The sequence below is a fragment of the Caulobacter sp. FV2ps19 genome, assembly GCF_058681035.1.
Map to the genome: position 1 here is coordinate 1,038,335 of NZ_CM178729.1, position 22,964 is coordinate 1,061,298.

26 protein-coding genes and 1 pseudogene are annotated in these 22,964 nt (G+C 67.0%); 19 read left to right on the plus strand and 8 right to left on the minus strand.

Annotation, left to right across the window (positions count from 1 at the left end; genetic code table 11):
- Positions 1-3 precede the first annotated feature (3 nt).
- Positions 4-330, minus strand: coding sequence for a PadR family transcriptional regulator (locus ACW18B_RS04935; RefSeq protein ID WP_492050040.1), 327 nt, complete (start codon positions 328-330; stop codon positions 4-6).
- 365 nt (positions 331-695) lie between these two features.
- On the opposite strand from ACW18B_RS04935, the gene coxB reads away from it, so the two are divergent.
- The 12 genes from coxB (at position 696) to ACW18B_RS04995 (ending at position 12,235) form a co-directional block, all read left to right on the plus strand.
- Positions 696-1,616, plus strand: coding sequence for a cytochrome c oxidase subunit II (coxB, locus tag ACW18B_RS04940; RefSeq protein ID WP_492050042.1), 921 nt, complete (start codon positions 696-698; stop codon positions 1,614-1,616).
- Positions 1,617-1,639: 23 nt separating this feature from the next.
- Entirely contained in the window at positions 1,640-3,298 is a 1,659-nt protein-coding gene (gene ctaD, locus ACW18B_RS04945; protein WP_492050044.1) for a cytochrome c oxidase subunit I, read from the plus strand.
- A 95-nt stretch (positions 3,299-3,393) separates the two neighbouring features.
- Positions 3,394-4,431: a heme o synthase gene (gene cyoE / locus ACW18B_RS04950; RefSeq protein WP_492050046.1), complete on the plus strand. Its 1,038-nt coding sequence runs from the start codon at positions 3,394-3,396 to the stop codon at positions 4,429-4,431.
- Positions 4,431-4,580, plus strand: a complete 150-nt coding sequence (locus ACW18B_RS04955; protein ID WP_492050047.1) for a cytochrome c oxidase system small membrane protein — start codon at positions 4,431-4,433, stop codon at positions 4,578-4,580. Before cyoE ends, ACW18B_RS04955 begins: the two co-directional genes overlap by 1 nt.
- Entirely contained in the window at positions 4,558-5,208 is a 651-nt protein-coding gene (locus ACW18B_RS04960) for a cytochrome c oxidase assembly protein (protein ID WP_492050049.1), read from the plus strand. The genes ACW18B_RS04955 and ACW18B_RS04960 overlap by 23 nt, the downstream gene beginning before the upstream one ends.
- Before the next feature lie 72 nt (positions 5,209-5,280).
- A complete protein-coding gene (locus ACW18B_RS04965; RefSeq protein ID WP_492050051.1) occupies positions 5,281-6,156 on the plus strand; it encodes a cytochrome c oxidase subunit 3 in 876 nt (291 codons plus the stop codon).
- Positions 6,157-6,224: 68 nt separating this feature from the next.
- Positions 6,225-6,587, plus strand: a complete 363-nt coding sequence (locus tag ACW18B_RS04970) for a DUF983 domain-containing protein (protein ID WP_492050053.1) — start codon at positions 6,225-6,227, stop codon at positions 6,585-6,587.
- A complete protein-coding gene (locus ACW18B_RS04975) occupies positions 6,580-7,269 on the plus strand; it encodes an SURF1 family protein (RefSeq protein ID WP_492050055.1) in 690 nt (229 codons plus the stop codon). Before ACW18B_RS04970 ends, ACW18B_RS04975 begins: the two co-directional genes overlap by 8 nt.
- A complete protein-coding gene (gene thrC / locus ACW18B_RS04980) occupies positions 7,269-8,669 on the plus strand; it encodes a threonine synthase (RefSeq protein ID WP_492050057.1) in 1,401 nt (466 codons plus the stop codon). Before ACW18B_RS04975 ends, thrC begins: the two co-directional genes overlap by 1 nt.
- Entirely contained in the window at positions 8,666-9,937 is a 1,272-nt protein-coding gene (locus ACW18B_RS04985) for a M16 family metallopeptidase (protein WP_492050059.1), read from the plus strand. The genes thrC and ACW18B_RS04985 overlap by 4 nt, the downstream gene beginning before the upstream one ends.
- Positions 9,938-9,963: 26 nt before the next feature.
- Complete coding sequence (locus tag ACW18B_RS04990; RefSeq protein ID WP_492051606.1) at positions 9,964-10,524, plus strand: GNAT family N-acetyltransferase; 561 nt, start codon at positions 9,964-9,966, stop codon at positions 10,522-10,524.
- 43 nt (positions 10,525-10,567) lie between these two features.
- A complete protein-coding gene (locus tag ACW18B_RS04995) occupies positions 10,568-12,235 on the plus strand; it encodes a putative bifunctional diguanylate cyclase/phosphodiesterase (RefSeq protein WP_492050060.1) in 1,668 nt (555 codons plus the stop codon).
- Positions 12,236-12,259: 24 nt separating this feature from the next.
- Here the strand turns inward: ACW18B_RS04995 and ACW18B_RS05000 are convergent, their stop codons facing one another.
- Positions 12,260-13,108 carry a hypothetical protein gene (locus tag ACW18B_RS05000; RefSeq protein ID WP_492050062.1) on the minus strand — a complete coding sequence of 283 codons (849 nt, stop codon included), beginning with the start codon at positions 13,106-13,108 and terminating at the stop codon, positions 12,260-12,262.
- Positions 13,109-13,135: 27 nt separating this feature from the next.
- Positions 13,136-13,720: a YqgE/AlgH family protein gene (locus tag ACW18B_RS05005; RefSeq protein ID WP_492050064.1), complete on the minus strand. Its 585-nt coding sequence runs from the start codon at positions 13,718-13,720 to the stop codon at positions 13,136-13,138.
- Positions 13,721-13,940: 220 nt separating this feature from the next.
- Between ACW18B_RS05005 and ACW18B_RS05010 the strand changes: the two genes are divergently transcribed.
- Both ACW18B_RS05010 and ACW18B_RS05015 read left to right on the plus strand, forming a co-directional pair.
- Positions 13,941-14,423, plus strand: a complete 483-nt coding sequence (locus ACW18B_RS05010) for a peroxiredoxin (RefSeq protein WP_492050066.1) — start codon at positions 13,941-13,943, stop codon at positions 14,421-14,423.
- Positions 14,424-14,438: 15 nt separating this feature from the next.
- Positions 14,439-14,539 (plus strand): annotated as a pseudogene (locus ACW18B_RS05015) (hypothetical protein); the annotation flags it as partial.
- Between the two features lie 46 nt (positions 14,540-14,585).
- Here the strand turns inward: ACW18B_RS05015 and ACW18B_RS05020 are convergent.
- Positions 14,586-16,349: an acyl-CoA dehydrogenase family protein gene (locus ACW18B_RS05020; RefSeq protein ID WP_492050068.1), complete on the minus strand. Its 1,764-nt coding sequence runs from the start codon at positions 16,347-16,349 to the stop codon at positions 14,586-14,588.
- A 197-nt stretch (positions 16,350-16,546) separates the two neighbouring features.
- On the opposite strand from ACW18B_RS05020, the gene ACW18B_RS05025 reads away from it, so the two are divergent.
- From ACW18B_RS05025 to ACW18B_RS05040, 4 genes are all read left to right on the plus strand, one after another.
- On the plus strand, positions 16,547-17,179 hold the full coding sequence (locus ACW18B_RS05025; RefSeq protein ID WP_492050070.1) for a YceI family protein: 633 nt from the start codon (positions 16,547-16,549) through the stop codon (positions 17,177-17,179).
- 121 nt (positions 17,180-17,300) lie between these two features.
- On the plus strand, positions 17,301-18,605 hold the full coding sequence (locus ACW18B_RS05030) for a YceI family protein (protein WP_492050071.1): 1,305 nt from the start codon (positions 17,301-17,303) through the stop codon (positions 18,603-18,605).
- On the plus strand, positions 18,536-19,549 hold the full coding sequence (locus ACW18B_RS05035) for an L-threonylcarbamoyladenylate synthase (protein WP_492050073.1): 1,014 nt from the start codon (positions 18,536-18,538) through the stop codon (positions 19,547-19,549). The genes ACW18B_RS05030 and ACW18B_RS05035 overlap by 70 nt, the downstream gene beginning before the upstream one ends.
- Before the next feature lie 5 nt (positions 19,550-19,554).
- The gene (locus tag ACW18B_RS05040; RefSeq protein WP_492050075.1) at positions 19,555-19,878 is read left to right on the plus strand and encodes a 1-deoxy-D-xylulose-5-phosphate synthase; all 324 of its coding nucleotides are present in this window, start codon (positions 19,555-19,557) and stop codon (positions 19,876-19,878) included.
- On the opposite strand, the gene ACW18B_RS05045 is transcribed toward ACW18B_RS05040, so the two are convergent.
- The gene (locus tag ACW18B_RS05045; RefSeq protein WP_492050077.1) at positions 19,864-20,256 is read right to left on the minus strand and encodes a type II toxin-antitoxin system VapC family toxin; all 393 of its coding nucleotides are present in this window, start codon (positions 20,254-20,256) and stop codon (positions 19,864-19,866) included. The genes ACW18B_RS05040 and ACW18B_RS05045 overlap by 15 nt on opposite strands.
- Positions 20,253-20,543: a type II toxin-antitoxin system VapB family antitoxin gene (locus tag ACW18B_RS05050; RefSeq protein WP_492050079.1), complete on the minus strand. Its 291-nt coding sequence runs from the start codon at positions 20,541-20,543 to the stop codon at positions 20,253-20,255. Before ACW18B_RS05050 ends, ACW18B_RS05045 begins: the two co-directional genes overlap by 4 nt.
- Positions 20,544-20,615: 72 nt before the next feature.
- On the opposite strand from ACW18B_RS05050, the gene ACW18B_RS05055 reads away from it, so the two are divergent.
- A complete protein-coding gene (locus tag ACW18B_RS05055) occupies positions 20,616-22,040 on the plus strand; it encodes an FAD-binding oxidoreductase (RefSeq protein ID WP_492050081.1) in 1,425 nt (474 codons plus the stop codon).
- On the opposite strand, the gene ACW18B_RS05060 is transcribed toward ACW18B_RS05055, so the two are convergent.
- Together ACW18B_RS05060 and ACW18B_RS05065 are read right to left on the minus strand one after the other, a co-directional pair.
- Entirely contained in the window at positions 22,037-22,372 is a 336-nt protein-coding gene (locus ACW18B_RS05060) for a hypothetical protein (protein WP_492050083.1), read from the minus strand. The genes ACW18B_RS05055 and ACW18B_RS05060 overlap by 4 nt on opposite strands.
- A gap of 128 nt (positions 22,373-22,500) precedes the next feature.
- The gene (locus ACW18B_RS05065) at positions 22,501-22,956 is read right to left on the minus strand and encodes a MarR family winged helix-turn-helix transcriptional regulator (protein ID WP_492050085.1); all 456 of its coding nucleotides are present in this window, start codon (positions 22,954-22,956) and stop codon (positions 22,501-22,503) included.
- Between the last annotated feature and the right edge of the window lie 8 nt (positions 22,957-22,964).

Here is a 22,964-nt window from a genome sequence, read left to right on the forward strand (position 1 = left end):
GGGTCATGCGGCGGCTCCCAGAATGGCGTCGACGGCCGTGGTGAAGGCGGCCCACTCGGTCTTCTGCTGCGTGAAGCTGGCCCGGCCCGTGGAGGTCAGGCGGTAATATTTCCGCGGCGGGCCGCTCTGGGATTCGACCAGATAGGTCTCCACCAGGCCGTCCGACTGCATGCGGCGCATGAGCGGATAGATTGTTCCTTCCCCCATATCGATGTCCTTCGCGAGCTGGCTGGCGATCTCGTAGGCGTAGCTGTCGGCGCGCGACAGCAGGGCCAGCACGCACAGCGCCAGCACGCCCTTCTTCAATTGGATTTCAATGGCTTCCGACACGTTGTCCTCGCCGTGGTTGCTACAGTCTTCTACCGCAAGGTACTGAGTGGTGCAAGGTAGCTGTCAATGAACGATACGTAATGTACCGGAGGCCTGAACGGGGCTTGTTGAAAATCGCTCGCAACGAACACGGCCGCAGGGCCGCGTCTGCGGCTTTCCGTGCGGTCTCTGGTGCTTGGCAACAGAAGATGATGCGCGTATGCAGCCAGAAGAGCGGCCACAGGGGCGGGCGCGGAATCGACTCGTATTACAGGTCGATCTCGCGGTTCCGTGTCAGGGGTCGTATTGTGCATGTCGGCGCAGCGTGTCGTTGATCGAAGTCAATCGACCAACGACCATTGCCGCCGAAACGGGCCGTGAGGGATATGAAGGCGCAATTTCAGGGGATTCGGCGGGTTTTGACGGGCGTCAGCGCCCTCGCCGCCATGATGGCTTTCGCGGGGCAGGCCCTCGCCGAGGATATGCTTGGTCAGCCGACGCCGGGGGGGATCGACCTTCAGCCGGCCGCCTCCGTGCTCAAGCACGACGCGATCTGGTTCCACGATGTGATCCTGATGCCGATCATCACGGCCATCACGCTGCTGGTGGCGGGCCTGCTGGCCTGGATCGTCTTCCGCTACAACAAGAAGTCCAACCCGATCCCGGCCAAGTTCAGCCACAACACCACGGTCGAGATCATCTGGACGGTCGTTCCGGTGATCATCCTGATGGTGATCGCGATCTTCTCGTTCCGGCTGCTGTTCGCCTATAACGACATGCCCAAGCCGTACATGACGGTGAAGGCCACCGGCTACCAGTGGTACTGGGGCTACGAATATCCCGACCAGAAGATCAGCGAAATCACCTCCCTGCCGCTGAGCAAGGAAGACGCCGACGCCAAGAAGGTCCCGTACCTGCTGGCCGCCGACAAGGCGATGGTGGTCCCGGTCAATCAGGTGGTCCGCGTGCAAGTCACCGCCGCCGACGTCATCCACGCCTTCGCCCTGCCGGCGTTCGGCCTGAAGACCGACGCCATTCCCGGCCGCCTGAACGAAACCTGGTTCAAGGCCGAGAAGACCGGCACCTTCTATGGCCAGTGCTCGGAACTGTGCGGCGTTGAACACTCGAACATGCCCATCGAGATCAAGGTCGTTTCGCAGGCCGAGTTCGACGCCTGGGTGCAGGCCCAGATCGCGCCGCCGGTCGCCGCCGCGCCTGTCGAGGCTCCGGCCGCGACCCCCGTCTCGGCTCCGGCCGCCGTTCCCGCTTCCGTTCCGGCCGCGGCTTCCGCCGCGCCGGCGGTCTAAGACACGATTGCAGGATTAGTCCGATGGCTCACGCCGCAGACCTTGATCATCACGACGCCCACGGGGCGGACGACAAGCCGCCCTTCTTCCAGCGCTGGTTCTTCTCCACGAACCACAAGGACATCGGCACGCTCTACATCCTGTTCGCCATCATGGCGGGCCTGGTGGGCGGCGCCCTGTCGGGCCTGATCCGCTGGGAGCTGATGGAGCCGGGCGTCCAGGTGTTCTCCGACACCGGCGTGCTGGCGCAGATGGGTCTGTTCAAGGGCAAGCACGGCTACAACGCCGTCGTCACCGCCCACGCCCTGATCATGATCTTCTTCATGGTCATGCCCGCCATGATCGGCGGGTTCGGCAACTGGTTCGTTCCGATCATGATCGGCGCGCCGGACATGGCCTTCCCGCGGATGAACAACGTCTCGTTCTGGCTGCTGGTCGCCGCCTGGGTCCTGCTGTGCGTCTCGATGTTCACCGACGGCGGTCCGGGTCAGGGCTTCGGCGGCGGCTGGACGATGTATCCGCCGCTGTCGACCATCGGTCACAAGGGTCCAGCCATGGATCTGGCGATCCTGGCGCTCCACCTGGCCGGCGCCTCCTCGATCCTCGGCGCCATCAACTTCATCACCACGATCTTCAATATGCGCGCGCCGGGCATGACCCTGCACCGCATGCCGCTGTTCGCCTGGTCGGTGCTGATCACCGCCTTCCTGCTGCTGCTGTCGCTGCCCGTCCTGGCCGGCGCCATCACCATGCTGCTGACCGACCGCAACTTCGGCACCCACTTCTTCGACCCCTCGGCCGGCGGCGACCCGGTGATGTTCCAGCACCTGTTCTGGTTCTTCGGTCACCCGGAAGTGTACATCCTGATCCTGCCAGGCTTCGGCATCATCAGCCACATCGTCTCGACTTTCTCCAAGAAGCCGATCTTCGGCTATCTGGCGATGGCCTACGCCATGGTCGCCATCGGCTTCGTCGGCTTCGTCGTGTGGGCTCACCACATGTACACCGTGGGCATGAGCATCAATCTGCGCGCCTATTTCGTGGCCGCGACGATGGTCATCGCCGTGCCGACCGGCGTGAAGATCTTCTCCTGGATCGCCACGATGTGGGGCGGTTCGCTCAGCTTCAAGACCCCCATGCTGTGGGCGATCGGCTTCATCTTCCTGTTCACGGTCGGCGGCGTCACCGGCGTCGTCCTGTCCAACGCCGGTATCGATTACAGCCTGCACGACACCTATTACGTCGTCGCCCACTTCCACTACGTGCTCAGCCTGGGCGCGGTGTTCGCCATCTTCGCCGGCTTCTTCTACTGGTTCGAGAAGATGTGGGGCGTGAAGTACAACGAGTTCCTGGGCTGCGTGCAGTTCTGGATCATGTTCGTTGGCGTCAACCTGATCTTTTTCCCGCAGCACTTCCTGGGCCTGCAAGGCATGCCGCGTCGCTATGTCGACTATCCGGAAGCCTTCGCGAAGTGGAACTATGTCTCTTCGGTCGGCTACATGATCACCGCCGTCGGCGTGGTCGTGTTCCTGGTCCTGTTGCTGGAAGCGGCGATCCGCCGTCGTCCGGCCGAGGCCAATCCGTGGGGCGAAGGCGCCACCACCCTGGAATGGACCCTGTCCTCGCCGCCGCCGTTCCACCAGTTCAGCGATCCGCCCGTGATCAAGGACGACGCGCACTGATCGCATGATCAAGACCTAAGCCAAGAACGCGGGGGCGCGGTTCGGATCTCCAAAGGGTCCAGACCGCGCCCTTCGCCCATAAAGACCCCGTTGCCATGTCCACGATCACCCTGACCAAGCCCGCCGCTGTCCTGACCCCGCAAGCCGAAGCGATCGAAACGCCGCGTCCCGCCCGCTGGCAGGACTATGTCCAGCTGATGAAGCCGCGCGTCATGTCGCTGGTGGTGTTCACCGGCCTGACCGGCCTGCTGGCCGCCCGCGCGCCGGTCAACCCGATCCTGGCCGCCGTGGCGGTGCTGTGCATCGCGGTCGGGGCCGGCGCCTCGGGCGCGCTGAACATGTGGTTTGACGCCGATATCGACGGCCTGATGCGCCGCACCCGCGGCCGTCCGGTGCCCGCGGGCCGGGTGCGTGGCGACGACGCCGCCGCCCTGGGCGTGGTGCTGTCGCTGTTGTCGGTGATGCTGCTGGGCATGGCCATGAACTGGCTGGCCGCCGGCCTGCTGGCCTTCACCATCTTCTTCTACGCCGTGGTCTACACCATGTGGCTCAAGCGCTGGACCAGCCAGAACATCGTCATCGGCGGCCTGGCCGGCGCCCTGCCGCCCGCCATCGGCTGGGCCGCCGCGACCGGCTCGGCCCCGCTGAACGCCTGGCTGATGGTGGCGATCATCTTCTTCTGGACCCCGCCGCACTTCTGGGCCCTATCGCTGTACACCAGCACCGACTACGCCAAGGCCGGCGTGCCGATGCTGCCGGTGGTCAAGGGCGCCAGGGCCACCCGCCTGCAGATCCTGCTCTACAGCCTGGTCCTGATCCCCATTTGCCTGTCGCCGGTCCTGACCGGCCTGGGCGGCCCGTTCTATCTGGCCGTGGCCGGCCTGGGCGGGGCGGTGTTCCTGCTGCTGGCCTTCCGGGTGTTCCTCAGCAAGGCCGGCGACGCCGCCGACCCGCGCCTGGCCGACCGCGACCTCTATGAGGTCACGGAAGATGACCCATCCTTGCCTCGGGGGGTCGCGGGCTCGAAGGCGGCCCGCAATCTGTTCGCCTTCTCGATCCTGTATCTGTTCGCGATGTTCGCCGCCCTGCTGGGCGAGGCGGTCGTCGGTGTCAAAGCGCTGGAGTTCCTGTGATGACCAAGCTTGTCGAGAACGACCCGGCCCTCAAGGCCCGGAAGGCGCGCAACATCGCGCTTGGGCTGGGGCTGGCGGCCTTTGTCATCCTGATTTTCCTGGTCACGGTCGTGAGGCTCGGCGGTAATGTCGTACATCGCACCTTCTGATCTCGCCGGCGCCGCCAAGGCGCAGATGGCCAAGCGCAACATCCGGGTCGGGCTGATCTGCCTGGCCGCCTTCTTCATGATGGTGGGGGCGGCCTATGCCGCCGTGCCGCTGTATCGGGCCTTCTGCCAGCTGACCGGCTTTGACGGCACGGTGCGTCGCGCTGTCGTCGCGCCGACCAAGATCCTGGATCGCAAGGTCACCGTCCGCTTCGACGCCAATATCCGCAACCTGCCCTGGGACTTCTCGACCGAGCAGGTCAGCCAGCAGGTGCGGATCGGCGATACCGGCCTGGCCTTCTTCAAGGTCACCAATCACGGCGACAAGCCGATGACCGGCCGCGCCAGCTATAATGTGGTGCCCGAACAGGCCGGGCCCTATTTCCAGAAGCTGGAATGTTTCTGCTTCACCAGCCAGACCATCGAAGCCGGCCAGACGGTCGAGTTTCCGGTCGTCTATTTCGTCGATCCGCAATATGCCGACGATCCCGAGACCAAGGGGAAGGGCGAGATCACGCTGTCCTACACCTTCTTCCCGGCGGTCGAGGACGCGTCGACGCAAAAACAGGCGGCGTCCGCGACGCCTCGTATCGTTCAACCCCTTGGCGGCGCGCCGTCGAGAGGGCTATAGCGTTTAAACAGGGAGCGTTTCGGCGGGGGGACCCGGTCGCAACGCCTAGAGGGAATAAGGGTTAGCACCACCATGGCCCACGGCGCCGTCAAACACGACTACCACATCCTTCCGCCCAGCCCCTGGCCCCTCGTGGGTTCGGTGGCGGCCACCGTCATGGCGATCGGCCTTATCGGCTGGATCAAGGGCGGTGTGATGTTCATCGACAAGGGCAACTGGGCGATCTTCGCCGCAGGCTTCGCCGGCGTGCTCTACACCTTCTTCGGATGGTGGAGCGACGTGGCCAAGGAAGCCAATGCCGGCGACCACACCCCGGTGGTGTCGATCGGCCTGCGCTACGGCATGATCCTGTTCATCGCTTCGGAAGTGATGTTCTTCGTGGCCTGGTTCTGGATGTTCTTCGAGATGGCCCTGTTCCACGGCCATCGCACGCTGTCGACCATTGAGGAAGTCAGCGCCGCCTGGGCCACCTGGCCGCCGACCGGCGTCGAGACCGTTTCGCCCTGGCACCTGCCGCTGGTCAACACCCTGACCCTGCTGCTGTCGGGCACCACCGTCACCTGGGCCCACCACGCCCTGCAGGTCGGCGATCGCAAGGGCGCCAAGTGGGGCCTGATCCTGACCATTCTGCTGGGCGCGCTGTTCACAGCCATCCAGTTCTACGAATACGCCCACATCAATCACGAGCAGCTGTTCTACTCGGAAGCGGCCGTGAACTCGGGCCTGTATGGCTCGACCTTCTTCCTGGCCACCGGCTTCCACGGCTTCCACGTGTTCGTCGGCACCCTGTTCCTGATCGTCTGCCTGATCCGGCTGATGAACGGCGCCTTTACCCCCAAGCAGCACTTCGGTTTCGAGGCCGCCGCCTGGTACTGGCACTTCGTCGACGTGGTCTGGCTGTTCCTGTTCGCCTTCATCTACGTGATCTTCGGCGCCGCTTCGCACTAGATCGCAAATCTCGAGGGGGCCCGGAACGCCGCAAAGCGTTCCGGGCCTTTTTCATTTCAGGAGGCCCCATGACCCGCGTGAATCCCTATATGGCCGGCGCCACCGGCCGCTGCCCACACTGCGGCGAAGGCTTCCTGTTCGAGGGTTTCCTGAAGATCGCCCCCACCTGCGAAGCCTGCGGCTTCGAGCTGGGGCGTTTCGAAACCGGCGACGGGGCCGCGACCTTCATCATCCTGATCGCCGGCGCCGTCTGCGCCTTCGGGGCGCTGTTTTCGATGTTCGCCTGGCACTGGCCGGTCTGGCTGCTGCTGGTGGTCTGGCTGCCGGCCACCCTGGCCCTGTGCCTGGGGCTGATGCGGCCGGCCAAGGGCCTGATGGTCGCCGCCCAGATCGCCAACAAGGCCTCGGAGGCCGGCGGCCGCGATGTCTGAGGTCGCGCCCGCGAAGAAGGCTGGATTTCCCTTCGGGCTGACGATCGCCACCCTGATCGCCTTCGCCATTCTGTGCGGCCTGGGCGGCTGGCAGATGAAGCGCCTGGCCTGGAAGCAGGACCTGCTGACGAGGATCGAGGCCCTGAAGACCGCGCCGCCGGTTCCGCTGGCCTCGGTGCTGACCGCCACGGCCAGCGTCGAGGACGCAGCCTGGCGGCGGGTCGGCGTCGATTGTCAGCCGGTCGGCCTCCCGCCCCTGACCCTGGCCTACGGCATTCGCGACGGTGACGTCGTGTGGCGCGCCCAGGCCCTGTGCGGGCTCAGCGACGGCCGCTACAATCTGATCCTGGTCGATCGCGGCGTCGTCCCCGACCTGACCGGCAAGGTGGAAACCTCCGCGCGCGCCTTTCCCGAGCCCGGCCGCGTGACCGGCGTCCTGATCCCCCTCAAACAGATGGGCGGCGATCGGGCCGAGGCGGTGGCGGGCATCGCCGGCCGCCGGCCCGCGCCCCTGGCCCTGATGGTCGAATCGGAATCGCCGGCCCCCGCCGGGATCACCCCCGCGCCGCTTCCGGCAGAAATTTCCAATCGCCACCTGGAATACGCCCTGACGTGGTTCGGTCTTGCCGTAACCCTGCTCTTTATCTATGCCGCCATGCTCTGGCGGAGACTGAGACCCTGATGCGCTATGTTTCGACCCGCGGCGAAGCCGCGCCCATCGGCTTCCTCGACGCCGTCCTGGCCGGCCTGGCCCCCGACGGCGGCCTCTATGTGCCGGCCGAGTGGCCGACCTTCACCAAGGCGCAGATCGCCGCCTTCGCAGGCCAGCCCTATGCCCAGGTCGCCGCCGCGGTGATGGGCAAGTTCGTCGGCGACGACATTCCCGCCGAGGTCCTGACCCAGATGTGTGAGGAGGCCTATGCGTCCTTCGCCCACACCGCCGTCACCCCGCTCAAGCAGCTTGGGCCCAACCGCTTCCTGCTGGAGCTGTTCCACGGTCCGACCCTGGCCTTCAAGGACGTGGCGATGCAGCTGCTGGGGCGGCTGTACGACTATGTTCTGGAGCGCCAGTCGCGCAAGATGACCATCATCTGCGCCACCTCGGGCGACACCGGCGGCGCGGCGGTCGAGGCCTTCCGGGGCCGCAAGAACGCCCGCATCGTGGCCCTGTTTCCTGAGGGCCGGATCAGCGAGGTCCAGCGCCGGTTCATGACCACGGCCATCGACAGCAATGTCGCCTGCGTCTCGATCCTGGGCTCGTTCGACGACTGCCAGGCCATCGTCAAGGAGGCCTTCCAGGACGACCAGTTCCGTCACGCGGTGGACCTGTCGGGCGTCAACTCGATCAACTGGGCGCGGATCGCGGCCCAGAGCGTCTATTACTTCACCGCCGCCGTCGCCCTGGGCGCGCCCGAGCGGGCGGTGGCCTTCGTGGTCCCCACCGGGAATTTCGGCGACGCCTATGCCGCCTTCGTGGCCACCAAGTTGGGCCTGCCGATCGCCCAGATCGTCTGCGCCACCAATTCCAACGACATCCTGGCCCGCACCTTCGAGGACGGCCGCTACGCCAAGGGGACCGTGTCGGCGACCCAGAGCCCGGCCATGGACATCCAGGTCGCGTCCAATTTCGAGCGCCTCTATTTCGAGGCGGTGCGCCGCGACGGGGTCGAGACCGGCCGCGCCTTCCGGGGCTTCACCGACAGCGGCCTGATCGACATCCCGCCCAGCGCCTTCACGCTGATGCGCGAGCTGTTCCGCGGTGTGGCGGTCAGCGAGGCCGACACCGCCAAGACCATCCTGTCGACCCTGAACGAGACCGGCGAGGTCATCGATCCGCACACCGCCGTCGGCGTGGCGGCGGCGGCCCATGTGAAGCTCGATGACCCGACGACGCCGGTGGTGGTGCTGTCCACCGCCCATCCGGCCAAGTTCCCCGAAGCCGTCCTGGCCGCCTGCGGCCTGACTCCGGCGACGCCCCGCGCCACGCCGGACCTGTCGAAAAAGCCCGAGCGCTTCGAGCGCCTGCCGGCCAGCGGCGAGACGGTGAAGGCCTTCGTGCGCACCTTCGCGGCCACTTCGTGAGCGCCACGCTTACCACCCTGAAGAACGGCGTCCGCGTCGTTTGCGACCCGATGCCGGGGCTCGAGACCCTGGCGCTCAGCGTCGTCGCCGGTCGCGGCGCGGCCGATGAGGACCTGGCCCGCTCGGGCTGGTCGCACCTGCTGGAGCACATGGTGTTCAAGGGGGCCGGCGCCCGCTCGTCGCGCGACATCGTCGAGGTCATCGAAAGCCAGGGCGGCCAGATCAACGCCGCCACGGGCTATGAGCGCACCAGTTTCCAGGTTCGGGCCCTGAAGGGCGGACTGGACCTGGGCATGGACGTCATCGCCGACCTGCTGCTGCGTCCCACCCTCGATGAGGCCGATCTGACCCGCGAGAAGCAGGTGGTGCTGCAGGAGATCGCCGAGGCCGCCGACGCGCCCGACGACTATGTCTTTGACCTGATCCAGCGGGCGGCCTGGGGCCAGCACCCGGTGGCCAGGCCGATTCTGGGCTCGACCGAGTCGGTCAACGCCGCCACCAATGCCGGTCTGTCGGACTGGCGGGCGGCGATCTACGCCCCCGACCGGCTGGTGATCAGCGCCACCGGCGCGGTGTCGGAGGGCGAGCTTCTGGCCGCCGCCGAGCGCGCCTTTGGCGGCGCCCCGGCCCGCGCGGTGCTGCCAGAGCCCGAGGCCGCGCCGTTCGTCGGCGGCCACGAGGGCGAGGTCCGCAAGCTGGAACAGTCGCATCTGGTGTTCATGCTGCCGGCCTGCGGCGCGCGCGAGCGCGACTATTTCGCCCTGCGGATCTTCGCCGAGTGCCTGGGCGGCGGCATGTCCTCACGCCTGTTCCAGGAAGCCCGCGAAAAGCGTGGTCTGGCCTACAATATCGACGCCTATTCCGACACCTATGCCGATCATGGGGCGCTGGGGATCTATGCCGGCTGCGCGGCGGGCAACGCCGTGGAGACCGCCAAGGTCTGCGCCGAGCAACTTCTGGCCCTGGCCCGCCACATCGAACCGGCCGAACTGGCCCGCGCCAAGGCCCAGTTGAAGGCCCACATGTTCATGGCCCGCGAACAGCCGCTGTCGCGCGCCGAGCAGGCCGCCGGCCAGGTGCTGCTGTTTGACCGGCTGTATCCGCCCGTCGAGCTGGCGGCCGAGGTCGAGGCCGTCACTCCGGCCGATGTCGCACGTCTGGGTCAGCGTCTGCTGGACTCCCGGCGCTGCGCCACCGCCATCCTCGGCGCCAAGTCGGCCCTGAAGGCCGGCCCGGCGTTCGAGAAAGCCCTGTTCGGCGTCGGCTGAGGATCGTCTTGTCCAGCTTTCTGCAGATGTTCCGTTCACGGCCGGGTCTGAAGCTGCAGGGCCAGGCGGTGTATCTGCGCCCGCCGCGCCTGTCCGACTATCGCGCCTGGGCCGAGCTGCGGGGCGCCTCGCGCGGGTTTCTCGAACCCTGGGAGCCGAGTTGGGCCGCCAATGACCTCAGTCGCAGCGCCTTTCGCGCCCGGCTGGGCGCCTATGCGCGTGAACTGGAAACCGGCGAGGCCTGTCCGTGCTTCGTGTTCCGCAAGGCCGATGACGCCCTGATCGGCGCGGTGCGCCTGTTCCACGTCCGGCGCGGTGTCGCCCAGACCGGCACGATCGGCTACTGGGTGGGCCAGCCCCATGCCCGTCAGGGTCTGATGAGCGACGCTGTGGCGACGATGATTCGCTTCGCCTTCACGGGTCTGGGCCTCCACCGCCTCGAAGCGGCCTGCATGCCGGAAAACGCCGCCTCGGCCGCGCTTCTGCTGAAATGCGGGTTTTTGGAGGAAGGTTACGCTCCGGCTTATTTGAAAATTAACGGCGAGTGGCGAGATCATCGTCTGTTCGGACTTGTCGCGCGATCCTAGTGCGGGGTGCGGACACTGGGCGCCGGGTGGCGTGGGATTGTTGATGTCGTTTCGGAGCACCGACCGTAAGATCTGGGACACGACCGCGACGCTCGAAGCGTTGGGTGCGGCCGAGGTCGCCCTGTGGGTCTGGGAGCCTGAAGCCGATCGCCTGCGGATCAACGGTTCGGCCCGCGCCCTGGGTCTGGGCCTGCTGGCTCCCGAATGCTCTTCCAGCGCTTTCCGCGCCCTGGCCCTGCCGCAGGATCGCGCCCAGGCCGAGGAAGTGCTGAAGTTTCGCCAGCCCGGCTCCGAAGTGATGGCCCGCCTGCGCATGCGCGGCGGCGAGGCCTGCATCTGGCGCGGGGTCTGGCTGGAAGAGGGCGTACGCGCCGCCGGCGTGGTGGCGCCCGAGGTCAAGTTCGCCGCCACCGGCCGCTGTGAGCTGACCGGCCTTCTGGATCGCAAGAGTTTCATCGCCCGCGCGCGCGAGCGCCTGGAGCGCGACGGCGTGCACGAGCTGGTGGTCGCCGATGTCGATCGCCTGCGCCGCCTGAACGAGGCCCTGGGCCACGAACGGGCCGACCTGGTGCTGGCCGCCCTGGGCTCGCGCCTGGCCGCGGCCTTCCCCGAAGGCTCGATCCTGGGCCGGATCGGCGAGGACGAGTTCGCGGTGCTGTGCGTGCCGCTGGGCTTCGAGCCGGCCGAGATCCTGCGCAACGCGCTGGAACGGCCCCTGCGCGTGGCCGGTTTCGATATCCATCCCACCCTGTCGATCGGGGCGGTGTCGGCCGAGGGCGGCGAGGACGCGCCCGAGGCCACCGAACTGCTGCGCCGCGCCGAACTGGCGGTCGAGGCCGCCTCCGCGAACGGTCGCGGCGGGGCCGCCGCCTATGGCCGCGCGATGGAGAGCGACGGCCTGTCGCGCCTGGCCCTGGAGGCCGACCTGCGCGGCGCCATCGCCCGGGGCGAGATCACCCCCTATTTCCAGCCCGTCGTGCGCCTGTCGACCGGGGCGCTGTCGGGCTTCGAGGCCCTGGCCCGCTGGCTGCACCCGCGTCGCGGGATGCTGCCGCCCGACGAATTCCTCCCGCTGATCGAGGAAATGGGCCTGATGAGCGAGCTGGGCGAGCACATGATGCGCACCGCCGGCGCCCAGCTGGGCGCCTGGCGTCGCAGCCATCCGGCCGTCGGCGCCCTGACCGTTAGCGTCAATCTGTCGACCGGCGAGATCGATCGTCCGGGCCTGGTGCATGACGTGGCCCAGGTGCTGAAGATCAACAACCTGCCGCGCGGCGCCCTGAAGCTGGAAGTCACCGAAAGCGACATCATGCGCGACCCCGAACGGGCCGCCGTGATCCTGCGCACCCTGCGCGAGGCCGGCGCCGGCCTGGCGCTGGACGATTTCGGCACCGGCTTCTCGTCGCTGCAATATCTGACGCGCCTGCCGTTCGACACGCTGAAGATCGACCGCTATTTCGTCCGCACCATGGGCGGCAATCCCGGCTCGGCCAAGATCGTCCGCTCGGTGGTCAAGCTGGGCCAGGACCTGGACCTGGAAGTGGTGGCCGAAGGCGTCGAGAACGCCGAAATGGCCCGCGCCCTGCAGGACCTGGGCTGCGACTACGGCCAGGGCTTCGGCTATGCGCCGGCCCTGTCGCCGCAGGAGGCCGAGGTCTATCTCAATGAGGCCTATGTGGACGGCGCCGCGCCGGTGAAGGCGCGGGGGTAGTGCTGTGGGGTGACCGGAAGGTGATTAGTAGTAGACTAATCTGACGGTCCCCAAAGTTGTTCTCTCAGTCTTGAAGTTGATCGACGTGCGGTGTTTAACTCCGAATACGTCAATGTATTCGGTAGCACATTGTGCAGCAATAACCGCGATGCCGGCGATTATGTCGTTCGCATCCTGCGGGGTGATAAGCGCATTGTGCCTCATCGATAGTTTAATATCTATGCCCGCGCCCAGCGCGCCACATGGGCCGGGGTGCATATTGGCTGGGGCATCGGGTAGAAGTTGGCCGGCTCCAAAAATCCCTATGTCTCCCCACGCCATAAAGTTTTCGGCTGCGGTGGCACCGGTGTTCTTGAATGTAACCGATATTGTGGGTGCGTGACCGCCGACGATACCCACAATGTTGGAATCACTCTCAACTACATAGGCGCGGAGTTGGCGTCTAGCGTCATCAGCGGCTTTGGCGGCGTCTATAGTCTGCCTTCGCGTGTAGATGAAAGTTATAGCGACACCAACAAATGTAAAAATGCCCAGCAAGATTTGGATCCAGCTTTGGCGAACGGTCGCTTCAGCTGAGTGGGCCATACTCTTCTGGGCTAAGAGATCCTGAGCGCCCTGCGACGTTGCGGCTCTGGCGCGTTCATTGGCGATGGCTGTTGCGATTGCGGCCTCTATCCGGGCCTTTTCGGCAGCCTCGCCCGTCTCAGCCAATGTCTCGCGTTGTTCGCGTTTCTCAGCAGCCTGACCTGCCTGCTTTGGGGCAGGGGCAGGGGCAGGGGCAGCGGCAGTCAGAGTTAGCGCCGCGATCGCAATTCCAATTTTTGAGAACCAACCCATTAGCGCCTCCGCCTGCAGCGCCACCATAACGGGCATCGGAAGTGTCGCAATCTGCGCAGACCGCTAAGCCCGCCCCGCCTGGGTCGACAGGTGATCGGCCGAGATCCCCAGCTTGGCCAGGGCCCGGGTCCATTTGTGCTCGTGGTCGTCGTCGAACAGCAGGTCTTCGTCGGCGTCGCAGATCAGCCAGATATTGTCGCGCACCTCCCGCTCAAGTTGCCCCGGCCCCCAGCCGGCATAGCCCAGGGCCAGGATCGCCCGGCGCGGATGGAGGATGCGGCTGCCCATGGCGTCGAGCACGTCGCGGGTGGCGGTCAGGCCCAGGCCGTCGGCCACGGGCAGGGTCGAGTCCGGGGAATTGAAGTCATCCGTGTGCAGAACAAAGCCGCGCTCCAGCTCCACGGGGCCGCCCACCAGCACCAGATTGCTCTGGGTCTTGATCTCGGACCGCACGCCCAGCTTGTCGAGCAGCTCGAACACCGTCAGGCCCTCGACCGGCCGATTGACCGTGATGGCCATGGCCTGGTCGGCGTCGTGGGCGCACATATAGAGGACGGCGCGTTCGAAGCGCTCATCCTCGATGCCGGGCATGGCCACCAGCAGGCGGCCCGCCAGGAAGTCCGCCTCGTCATGCGTGTCGCGGTTCATGTCCACAGGATCAGCGCGGAAGGCGTCGGTTTCAAGTCGAACCGTTCTCAAGGCCGATCTTCCCGTACAGAATTTGGTGAGAACGGCCAAAAAGCCCGATTTCGACCCTTCCGGGCGCGATGGCCAAGGCGATCGCGGGCGGCTTGGACCTTACCGCCCTTGGCGCGTTGTCTTCCGACCTCTATTTGAACCCACACCCTCAACGAACAGGACCAAGCCCATGACGATCAAGGTTGGCGATACGCTTCCCGCGGCCACTTTCATGACCAGCACCGCCGAAGGGCCCGCGCCCATGACCAGCGACGACCTGTTCAAGGGCAAGACCGTCGCCCTGTTCGCCGTCCCCGGCGCCTTCACCCCCACCTGCTCGGCCAAGCACCTGCCGGGCTTCAAGGATCACGCCGCCGACCTGAAGGCCAAGGGCGTCGACACCATCGCTTGCGTCTCGGTCAACGACCTGTTCGTGATGAAGGCCTGGGGCAAGGACCAGGGCATCACCGACGAGGTGCTGATGCTGGCCGACGGCAATGGCGACTTCACCCGCGCCATCGGCCTGGAGTTTGACGGCTCCAAGTTCGGCATGGGCTCGCGCTCGCAGCGCTATTCGCTGATCGCCAAGGACGGCGTGGTCACCACGCTGAACGTCGAAGAGGGCGGCGACTTCAAGGTCTCGTCGGCGGACTACATGCTGGGTCAGCTGTAGGTCGGCCGACACGGTGCGTCCTTCGAGGCTCGGCTACGCCTCGCACCTCAGGATGAGGCGCCTTGTTCGGATGTCCTCATCCTGAGGCGCCCGCACAGCGGGCCTCGAAGGACGCAAAGCCTATCCAAAGGGCGGCGGGGCGATCCGCCGCCCTTTGTAGGTTCAAGCCCCCAGCACCTCCGGCGTCATCGCCAGGAAGTCGGCCGCGCCCAGCGTGACGCCGGCCGCCTGGCCCGGCACCTGGGCCAGGACCGCCTCGGCATAGACCCGCGCCAGGGCCCGCTTGCTCTCGGCCCAGTCCGCATCGGCCTCGCCGGCCGCCGCCAGGGCGCCCTTGGCCAGCATCCAGCCGCCGACCACGTCGCCCAGCATCTTCAGATAGGCCGTCGCGCCCGACAGGGCGTCGGGCAGGGCGCGCGCCTTGCGCTCGATCATCCAGGCCGTGACGCCGCTGATCGCGTCCAGCGCCGCCTCCAGGCGACTGGCGACCAGGCTCAGGGCCGGATCGCCGGCCATCAGGGCGTCCAGGGTGTCGCGGATATCGTCCATCAGGTCGCCGATCGCCTGGCCTTCGCCCAGACCCAGCTTGCGGCCGACCAGGTCGATGGCCTGGATGCCGTTCGTGCCTTCATAGATCGGGGCGATGCGGGCGTCGCGATAGTGCTGGGCCGCGCCGGTCTCCTCGATGAAACCCATGCCGCCGTGGATCTGCACGCCCTGCGAGGCCACCTCGACGCCGATATCGGTGGACCAGGCCTTGGCGATCGGGGTCAGCAGTTCCTCGCGCAGCTTGGCGGCCGAGCGCTCGGCCTCGGTGTCGCCCCTCTGGGCCAGGTCAGCGGCGACGGCCGTCGACAGGCAGATCCCCCGCGCCGCCTCGATGCGGGCCTTCATCAGCATCAGGGTGCGACGCACGTCGGGATGGTCGAACAGGCGGGCCGAGGCTTCACCGGTCCAGGCCGAGCGGCCCTGACGGCGCTCCAGCGAGAAGGCCAGGGCCTGCTGATAGGCGCGCTCGGCGATCGCCACGCCTTGCGTGCCCACCTGCAGGCGGGCGGCGTTCATCATCGTGAACATGTGGGCCAGGCCCTGGCCCTGTTGGCCGACCATCTGCGCCTGGGCGCCTTCGAACAGCATCACGCAGGTGGGCGAGCCGTGGATGCCCAGCTTGTGCTCCAGCCCGCCGACGCGCAGGGCGTTGGCCGCGCCCAGGGTTCCGGCCGCATCGACCAGGATCTTGGGGGCCACGAACAGCGAGATGCCCTTCACGCCGGGCGGGGCGTCGGGGGTGCGGGCCAGCACCAGATGGACGATATTGTCGGCGACGTCGTGGTCGCCCCAGGTGATGTAGATCTTCTGGCCGGTGATCTTCCAGCCGCCTTCGCCGTCGGGCGTGGCCAGGGTGGTGATCGTGCCCAGATCCGATCCCGACTGGGGCTCGGTCAGGTTCATGGTGCCGGTCCATTCGCCGGAGACCAGCCTGGGCAGATAGACGGCCTTCTGGTGGTCTGAGCCGTGATGGGCCAGGGCCTCGATCGCGCCCAGGGTCAGCATCGGGCACAGGCCGAAGGCCATGTTGGCGGCCTGGAACATCTCGAAGACCCCGACCTCCAGGCTCTTGGGCAGGCCCTGACCGCCATGGTCGGGATCGGCGGACAGACCATTCCAGCCGCCCTCGGCGAACTGCCTGTAGGCGTCGCCGAAGCCTGGGGCGGCGCGGACCACGCCGTTCTCCAGCCTGGCGCCGACCAGGTCGCCCTGACGGTTCACCGGCGCCAGCACTTCGCCGGCCAGGAGGCCCGCCGCTTCCAGCACCGCCTGCACCGTATCGGCGTCGGCGTCCGGGTAGGCGGCGGCCAGCCGGTCAAAGCCGGCCGCGTGGCGCAGGGAGAAGGCGATATCGCGAACGGGCGCGCGGAAGGTCATAGGCGGCGGAGCTCCATATAATCGGCGTTCTGTTTAGGCGCGGCGCACGATCCCGCCAAGTCGGGCGCATGATACGACAAGACCTCACGGCTTCGTGATGTCAGGCCTCTTTATCCGTATGGTGGAGTGCCTAAGTGCGGTAATCGTAACCGATCCAATCACAGTTATCCCCCGATAGACCCTTGGAGATCTCCACGATGACCCGTCCTTTCGCCTATGCCGCGCTCGCCGCCGCGCTCCTGTCGGCGCCCGCCGCCCTGGCCGCGCCCGGCGTCACCTCGACCAAGCCCGCCGACCTGCCGGCCGGCGCCTATGCCCTCGACAAGACCCATGCGTCGCTGACCGCCAAGCTGACCCACATGGGTTTCTCGAACTACACCCTGCGCTTCACCAAGCTGGACGCCAGCTTCACCTATGATCCCAAGGCGCCGGAAGCCTCGAAGATCAGCGTGACGGTCGACCCCGCCTCGATCGACACCGCCACGGGCGGCGACGCCTTCGGCCTGAAGTTCAACAAGGAACTGGCAGGCGACGGCTGGCTGGAAGCCAACAAGTTCCCGACCATCACTTTCGTCTCGACCAAGGTTGATGTCGGCGACGGTCACAAGGGTACGGTCACGGGCGACCTGACCTTCCACGGCGTCACCAAGCCGGTGGTTCTGGACGTCACCTTCAACGGCGTCGGCGGCAGCTTCGCCCCGGGCAGCGTCAAGACCGGCTTCTCAGCCTCGACCACCATCAAGCGTTCGGAATACGGCGTCAGCAAGTATGTGCCGCTGGTCGGCGACGACGTGGCCCTGAACATCGAAGTCGAGTTCGACAAGAAGTAGTCGACTCAGCGCTCGCGCGTCCGCTTCCATCGGGAAACTGCTTGAAGCGGACGCGCGAGCTTGGTCTTTTCGGCGCGGCCTTTTGGGCTTGGCCTGACGACATCGGCACCCGGAGATATCCATGGCCGCGACGCGAACGCGCTACACCAATGTGGCGATCATCATTCACTGGCTGATCGCCGCGGCCATCATCTTCCAGATCATCCTGGGCTGGCGGGCGGGAGACGGCCCCAAGGGCGCGACCACCTTCGCCCTCTTCCAGCTGCACAAGTCGATCGGCATCACCATCCTGCTGCTAAGCCTGGCGCGCCTGGCCTGGCGACTGCTCAACCCGCCGCCGCACGTCCTGACCGACCAGCCCAAATGGGAGAGGATCGCCTCGCACGTCGTGCATATCGGCTTCTACGTCATCATGATCGGCCTGCCGCTGACGGGCTGGATCCTGGTCTCGGCCAGCCGCACCAACATCCCGACCCTGCTGTACGGGACGATTCCCTGGCCGCACCTGCCCTTCATTCCCGAACTGGCCGCCGGCCCCAAGCACGTCTGGCATGAGATCGGCGAGATCGGCCACGGCGTGCTGGTCAAGTTCACCTATCTGCTGCTGCTGCTGCATCTGGGCGCGGTGGCCAAGCATCAGGTTCTGGATAAGGACGCGGTGTTCGCCAACATGGCGCCCGGCGCCAAGCCGGGCCTGAAGGAGCCGCGCGCCTGGCTGGTCGCCGCCGGACTGGTCGCCGTGATCGCCGCTGGCTATCTCTACACCCCCGCCGCCAAGCCCAAGGTCGCGCCCAGCGTCGCCGAGGCGCCGGCCGATCTGGAGCCGACCGCGGCGCCGGAGCCCGCCGCAGCGCCGGCCGAGGCCATGCCTGCTCCGGCGACGGTTGCCGCTGAAGTCGCGCCGCCCGTTGCGGAGCCCGCGCTGAAGGACCCCGTCGCCTGGGCGGTGACAAAGGGCTCCAAGCTGGGCTTCACCGCCACATGGTCGGGCGACGCCCTGGAGGGCGGCTTCACCCGCTGGAGCGCCGACATCCTGTTCTCGCCCGACGCCCTGGATCGCTCGAAACTGACCGTGTCGATCGACATGACCTCGGCCAGGACCGGCGATGATCAGCGCGATAGCAGCCTGCCCGGCGACGACTTCTTCGCCACCGCCGCCCATCCTAAGGCGACCTTCACGGCGACAAAGTTCCGCAAGACCGGCGAGGGCAAGTTCATTGCCGACGGAACCCTGGACCTGCGCGGCGTCAAGAAGCCGCTCAGCCTGCCGTTCAGCCTGAAGATCGACGGCGACACGGCCATGGCGCGCGGTGTAACCACCCTGGACCGGACGGCGTTCGGGGTTGGACAGGGTGAATGGGCGGACACGGATCAGATCGCGGCGAAGGTGAAGGTCAGCTTCGCCCTGACGGCCAGGCGGAAATAGATGGGCAAGCGGAAATAGGCTCTTCAGAGGCGATAGCGGGGGCGGCGCGCGCCCTTGCCGCGGGCGGGCTGGTGCTGCTGCCCACCGAGACGGTCTATGGCCTGGGCGCCGATGCGGCCAATCCGGCGGCCGTGGCGGCGATCTTCGAGGCCAAGGGCCGTCCGCGCTTCAACCCGCTGATCGCCCATGTCGCCGATCTCGAAACCGCCGCCCGTATCGCCGTGTTCGACGATCGGGCCCTGGCCCTGGCCCGAGCCTTCTGGCCCGGTCCCCTGACGATCGTGGCGCCGATCCGCGACCCCGCCGCCGTCTGCGACCTGGCCCGGGCCGGGCTCGACACCGTCGCCATTCGCGTGCCCGGTCACCCGCTGTCGCGCGCCGTGCTGGCGGCGTTCGGCGGGCCGGTGGTCGCGCCTTCGGCCAACCGCTCTGGCCGGCCCAGCCCCACCACCTATGCCGACGCCGTCTCCGAGACCGGCGACAAGGCCGCCGTGGCGCTGGATGGCGGACCCTGCGCGGTGGGCCTGGAGTCCACCGTCGTCGCCGTTCTGGACGGTCCGCCGCGCCTGCTGCGGCCCGGCGCCGTGACCCGCGCCCAGATCGAGGCCGTAGTCGGTCCGTTGGCGGAGGCGCAGGACGACGCCAAACGCTCGCCCGGCCGCCTGGCCCTGCACTACGCCCCCGACGCCCCGGTGCGGATCAACGCCGCCGCGCCCCGGCCGGGCGAAGCCTTCCTGGCCTTCGGCTCCTGGCCGGACGGGGAGGGGGTGTTCAATCTCAGCCCGACGGGCGATCTGTCAGAAGCCGCCGCCAACCTGTTTTCGTTCCTGCGCGCGGCCGACCGCACCCAGCCCACGGCCATCGCCGTGGCGATCATCCCGGGCGAAGGCCTGGGCGAAGCCATCAATGACCGGCTGCGTCGCGCCGCCGGTTTCATAGGATAAAGTCGATGAAGTTCCGGATCATGTACCTCGAGGACAAGTCCAAGGGGCTGAACGGTCCCGCGCGGATCGGCCGGGTGGGCTCGTCCAAGACCGGCGAGACCCTCTACTATGCCGGCCGGTCGTTCGAGGCCCTGCGCAATTCGGGCCTGAAGGCCAATTTCCGCGACCTTCAGACGGGTCAGCCCTTCTGGATCGCCAAGGCCCGCAAGGACGGCGGCGACCGACTCTACAAGGGCGCGGGCGATCCGCCGGTGATCGATGACGATGTGCGCGAGGAATACTGGGCCAAGATCCGGGGCGTTCCCGATCCGGGCCTAGTCGAGGGCTGAGCGAACATCCGTCAGCGGAAAGTCGTCGCCCTTGTACAGCAGCGGCGCGTCCAGGGCCTTGGCCAGGGCGTAGGCGAAGCAGTCGCCCATGTTGAGACCGGCGCGATGAACGCCCTTGCCCCAGCGCATATAGGCGTCGAGGGCGGCGCCGGCTTCGACGATCCGTGTCTCGACGACGTTCTGGGCTTCGAGCCAGGCGTGAAAGCTCTCAGAGGTGAAGCGGGCTTCCCGCAGGACCAGGACGAGGCCAGCTTCCATGATGTTCACCGAGGTCGCGAAGGCGGCCTCGGCTTTTGACAGAGCTTCCTCAAGCGGCTCGAAGCCCGGCTCGTTGCGGGCGATCGCCACGAGCGCCGAAGCGTCAACGGCCAGTGTCATGCGTCATCGATCTCGGGGATGCCGGTCGGCCACAGGGCATCCCAGTCGGCCTTGGGGATGGGACGCAACGGTTTGGGTTCCTTGTCCAGACCGGTTGCGCGTCTGAAGTCCGCTGTGGCGGCGCGCATCTCCTCAAGCGTTCGTTTTCTGGGCGCGATGCGCAGCCGGTCCTGCGCCAGGGCTTCTCGCGCCAGGGCGTCGATCGCGCCGGTGATCGTCATCCCGCGAAGCGCGGCGACTTCGCGGACGATCTTTTCGGTTTCGGGGTTCTTGATGAAGATGCCCATCACGGCCTCCAGCGGTATATAATGATGTATATCCTATTCCCGCCTCGGCTCAAAAGCGTATCCTCCGTCCTCATGACCAAGCCCGCTCCCGCCTCTTCTGCCCTTGGGGACACCCTGTCCCGCCTCAAAGCCGTGCTCGGCGAGGGCGGCTGGAGCCAGGATCCCGATCGCCTCGAGCCCAAGCTGGTGGAATGGCGCGGGCGCTGGCGGGGCGAGACGCCGCTGCTGGTCCTGCCGCGAACGACGGCCGAGGTGGCCGCCGTGGTCGCCATCTGCGCCGCAGACGGCGTGGCGATCACCCCGCAGGGCGGCAATACCGGGCTGGTCGCCGGCCAGATCCCGCAGGGCGAGATCCTGCTGTCCACCGAAAAGCTGCGCGGCGTGCGCGATGTCGACGGCCTGGACGATGTGATGGTGCTGGAAGCCGGCGTCACCCTGTCCGAGGCCCACGCCCGGGCGGCCAGCGTCGGCCGGCGGTTCACGGTGGGCGTGGCCTCGGAAGGCTCGTGCACCATCGGCGGCCTGATCTCGACCAATGCCGGCGGCACCGCCGTGCTGCGCTACGGCATGATGCGCGAGCAGGTGCTGGGGATCGAGGCGGTCCTGCCCAATGGCGAGATCTGGAATGGCCTGAAACGTCTGCGTAAGGACAATACCGGCTATGACCTCAAGCAGCTGCTGATCGGGGCCGAGGGCACGCTGGGCGTGGTCACCGCCGCCAGCCTGAAACTGCATCCGCTGCTGGCCTCGCGGGCCGTGGCCATTGTCGGCCTGGGCTCGCCGGAAGACGCCATCCAGCTTCTGGCCCGGGCCAAGGACGAGACCGGCGGCGCGGTCGAGGCGTTCGAGCTGATGGGCCGGCTGGGTTTCGAGCTGACCGTCCGCAACGTGCCGGGCCTGCGCGATCCGCTGCCGTCGACCCATCCCTGGTATGTGCTGATCGAAATCGCCAGTGGCGAGCCCGGCGCGGCCGAGGCGGCCCTGGAGCGGCTGCTGACCAGCGCCCTGGAGCGCGGCTTGATCAGCGACGCCGCCGTGGCCCAGACGCAGACCCAGATGAAGGCTTTCTGGCACATTCGCGAGGGGCACTCGGCCGGCCAGAAGCCCGAGGGCGCGGCCTGGAAGCACGATGTCAGCGTGCCGGTGTCCAAGATTCCGGTCTTCATCGAACGCGCCAACGCCGCCATCGCCCAGGCCTATCCCGGAACCCGCATCGTCGCCTTCGGCCATGTCGGCGACGGCAATGTCCATTATGATGTGCTGAAAGCGCCCGGCGGCGACGACGACGCCCATGACGCCCTGCGCGAGGGCGGGGCCCGGATCGTCCACGACATCACCGCCGACCTGCACGGGTCGATCAGCGCCGAGCACGGCCTGGGGGCGATGAAGACCGCCGAGGCCCTGGGCTATAAGGATCCGGTCGAGGTGGCGGCCCTGCGGGCCATCCGTTCGGCCCTGGATCCCCGGCGGATCATGAACCCGCGCATCCTGTTTTAGGCATTCGGCGCTTCAGCCGCCGCCGCTCGCGCTGCGGCGCGGATCGCCCTGATCTTCAGCAGCATGGCGATCACCACAAAGGCGCCGACCGGGATACAGGCCTTGAAGAAGCCGGGCGTCGAGCCCGGGCCCAGGATATTGATGGCGGGCAGGATGAAGCCCCATTTGCCGGTGGCGTCCTCCATCCAGAAGGCGCCGACGCCGACGAAGCAGAAGGCCAGCCAGATCAGGCGAAACTTCAGGGCGGGCGTGCGCACCACCATGAACAGGGCGATCAGCATCGGAATCGGCCAGGCGAGGGCGGCCATCAGGCCCAGGGTGTGCGCGGTCATGGCGTCTGGATAGCGGGCGGAGGCGGCGGCGTCGAGGATCCAGGGCGTGCGATGACCGAGACCTACAATGGCTCGTCGTCGCGACTGGACGCCTGAGCCAAAGCGCGCTCACGCGCCGTTGCTGACGTTCAGACCTCTATCCGGTCGATCAGCGGACGGGTCGTGAGGGCGTTGATCGCGCGATTTATGCTGTCGAACACGGGACCGGCGTCCTCCTCCATCTCGGCGTATGCGCGGTCGAACGCCTGGGCCAATCCGTCGAGCAACGCCAGTTGTTCGCGCCCTCTGTCCGTGATCTCGATCAGGACAATGCGCTGGTCGTCAGGGGCGGGGCGACGGGTGACCAATCCCAAAGTCACCAGCTTCGGAATCTTCTGTTGGATGAGTTGGTGCGAACGGTTCAGGGCGCGCACGAGATCCGAAACCGAGACTGGGCCCAGCGTCGCAATGGCGCCCATAAGGGACGAAGACTTGACCGGAATAACAAGGCCGGCGCGCTTGAACACCTCCGCTGATTGTTGCTCGATCAGGTCGCTCAGCTGCTCGCTCAGGCGGCCCAGGAAGGTGCGGCTCAACTCGGTCATTCGCCAGA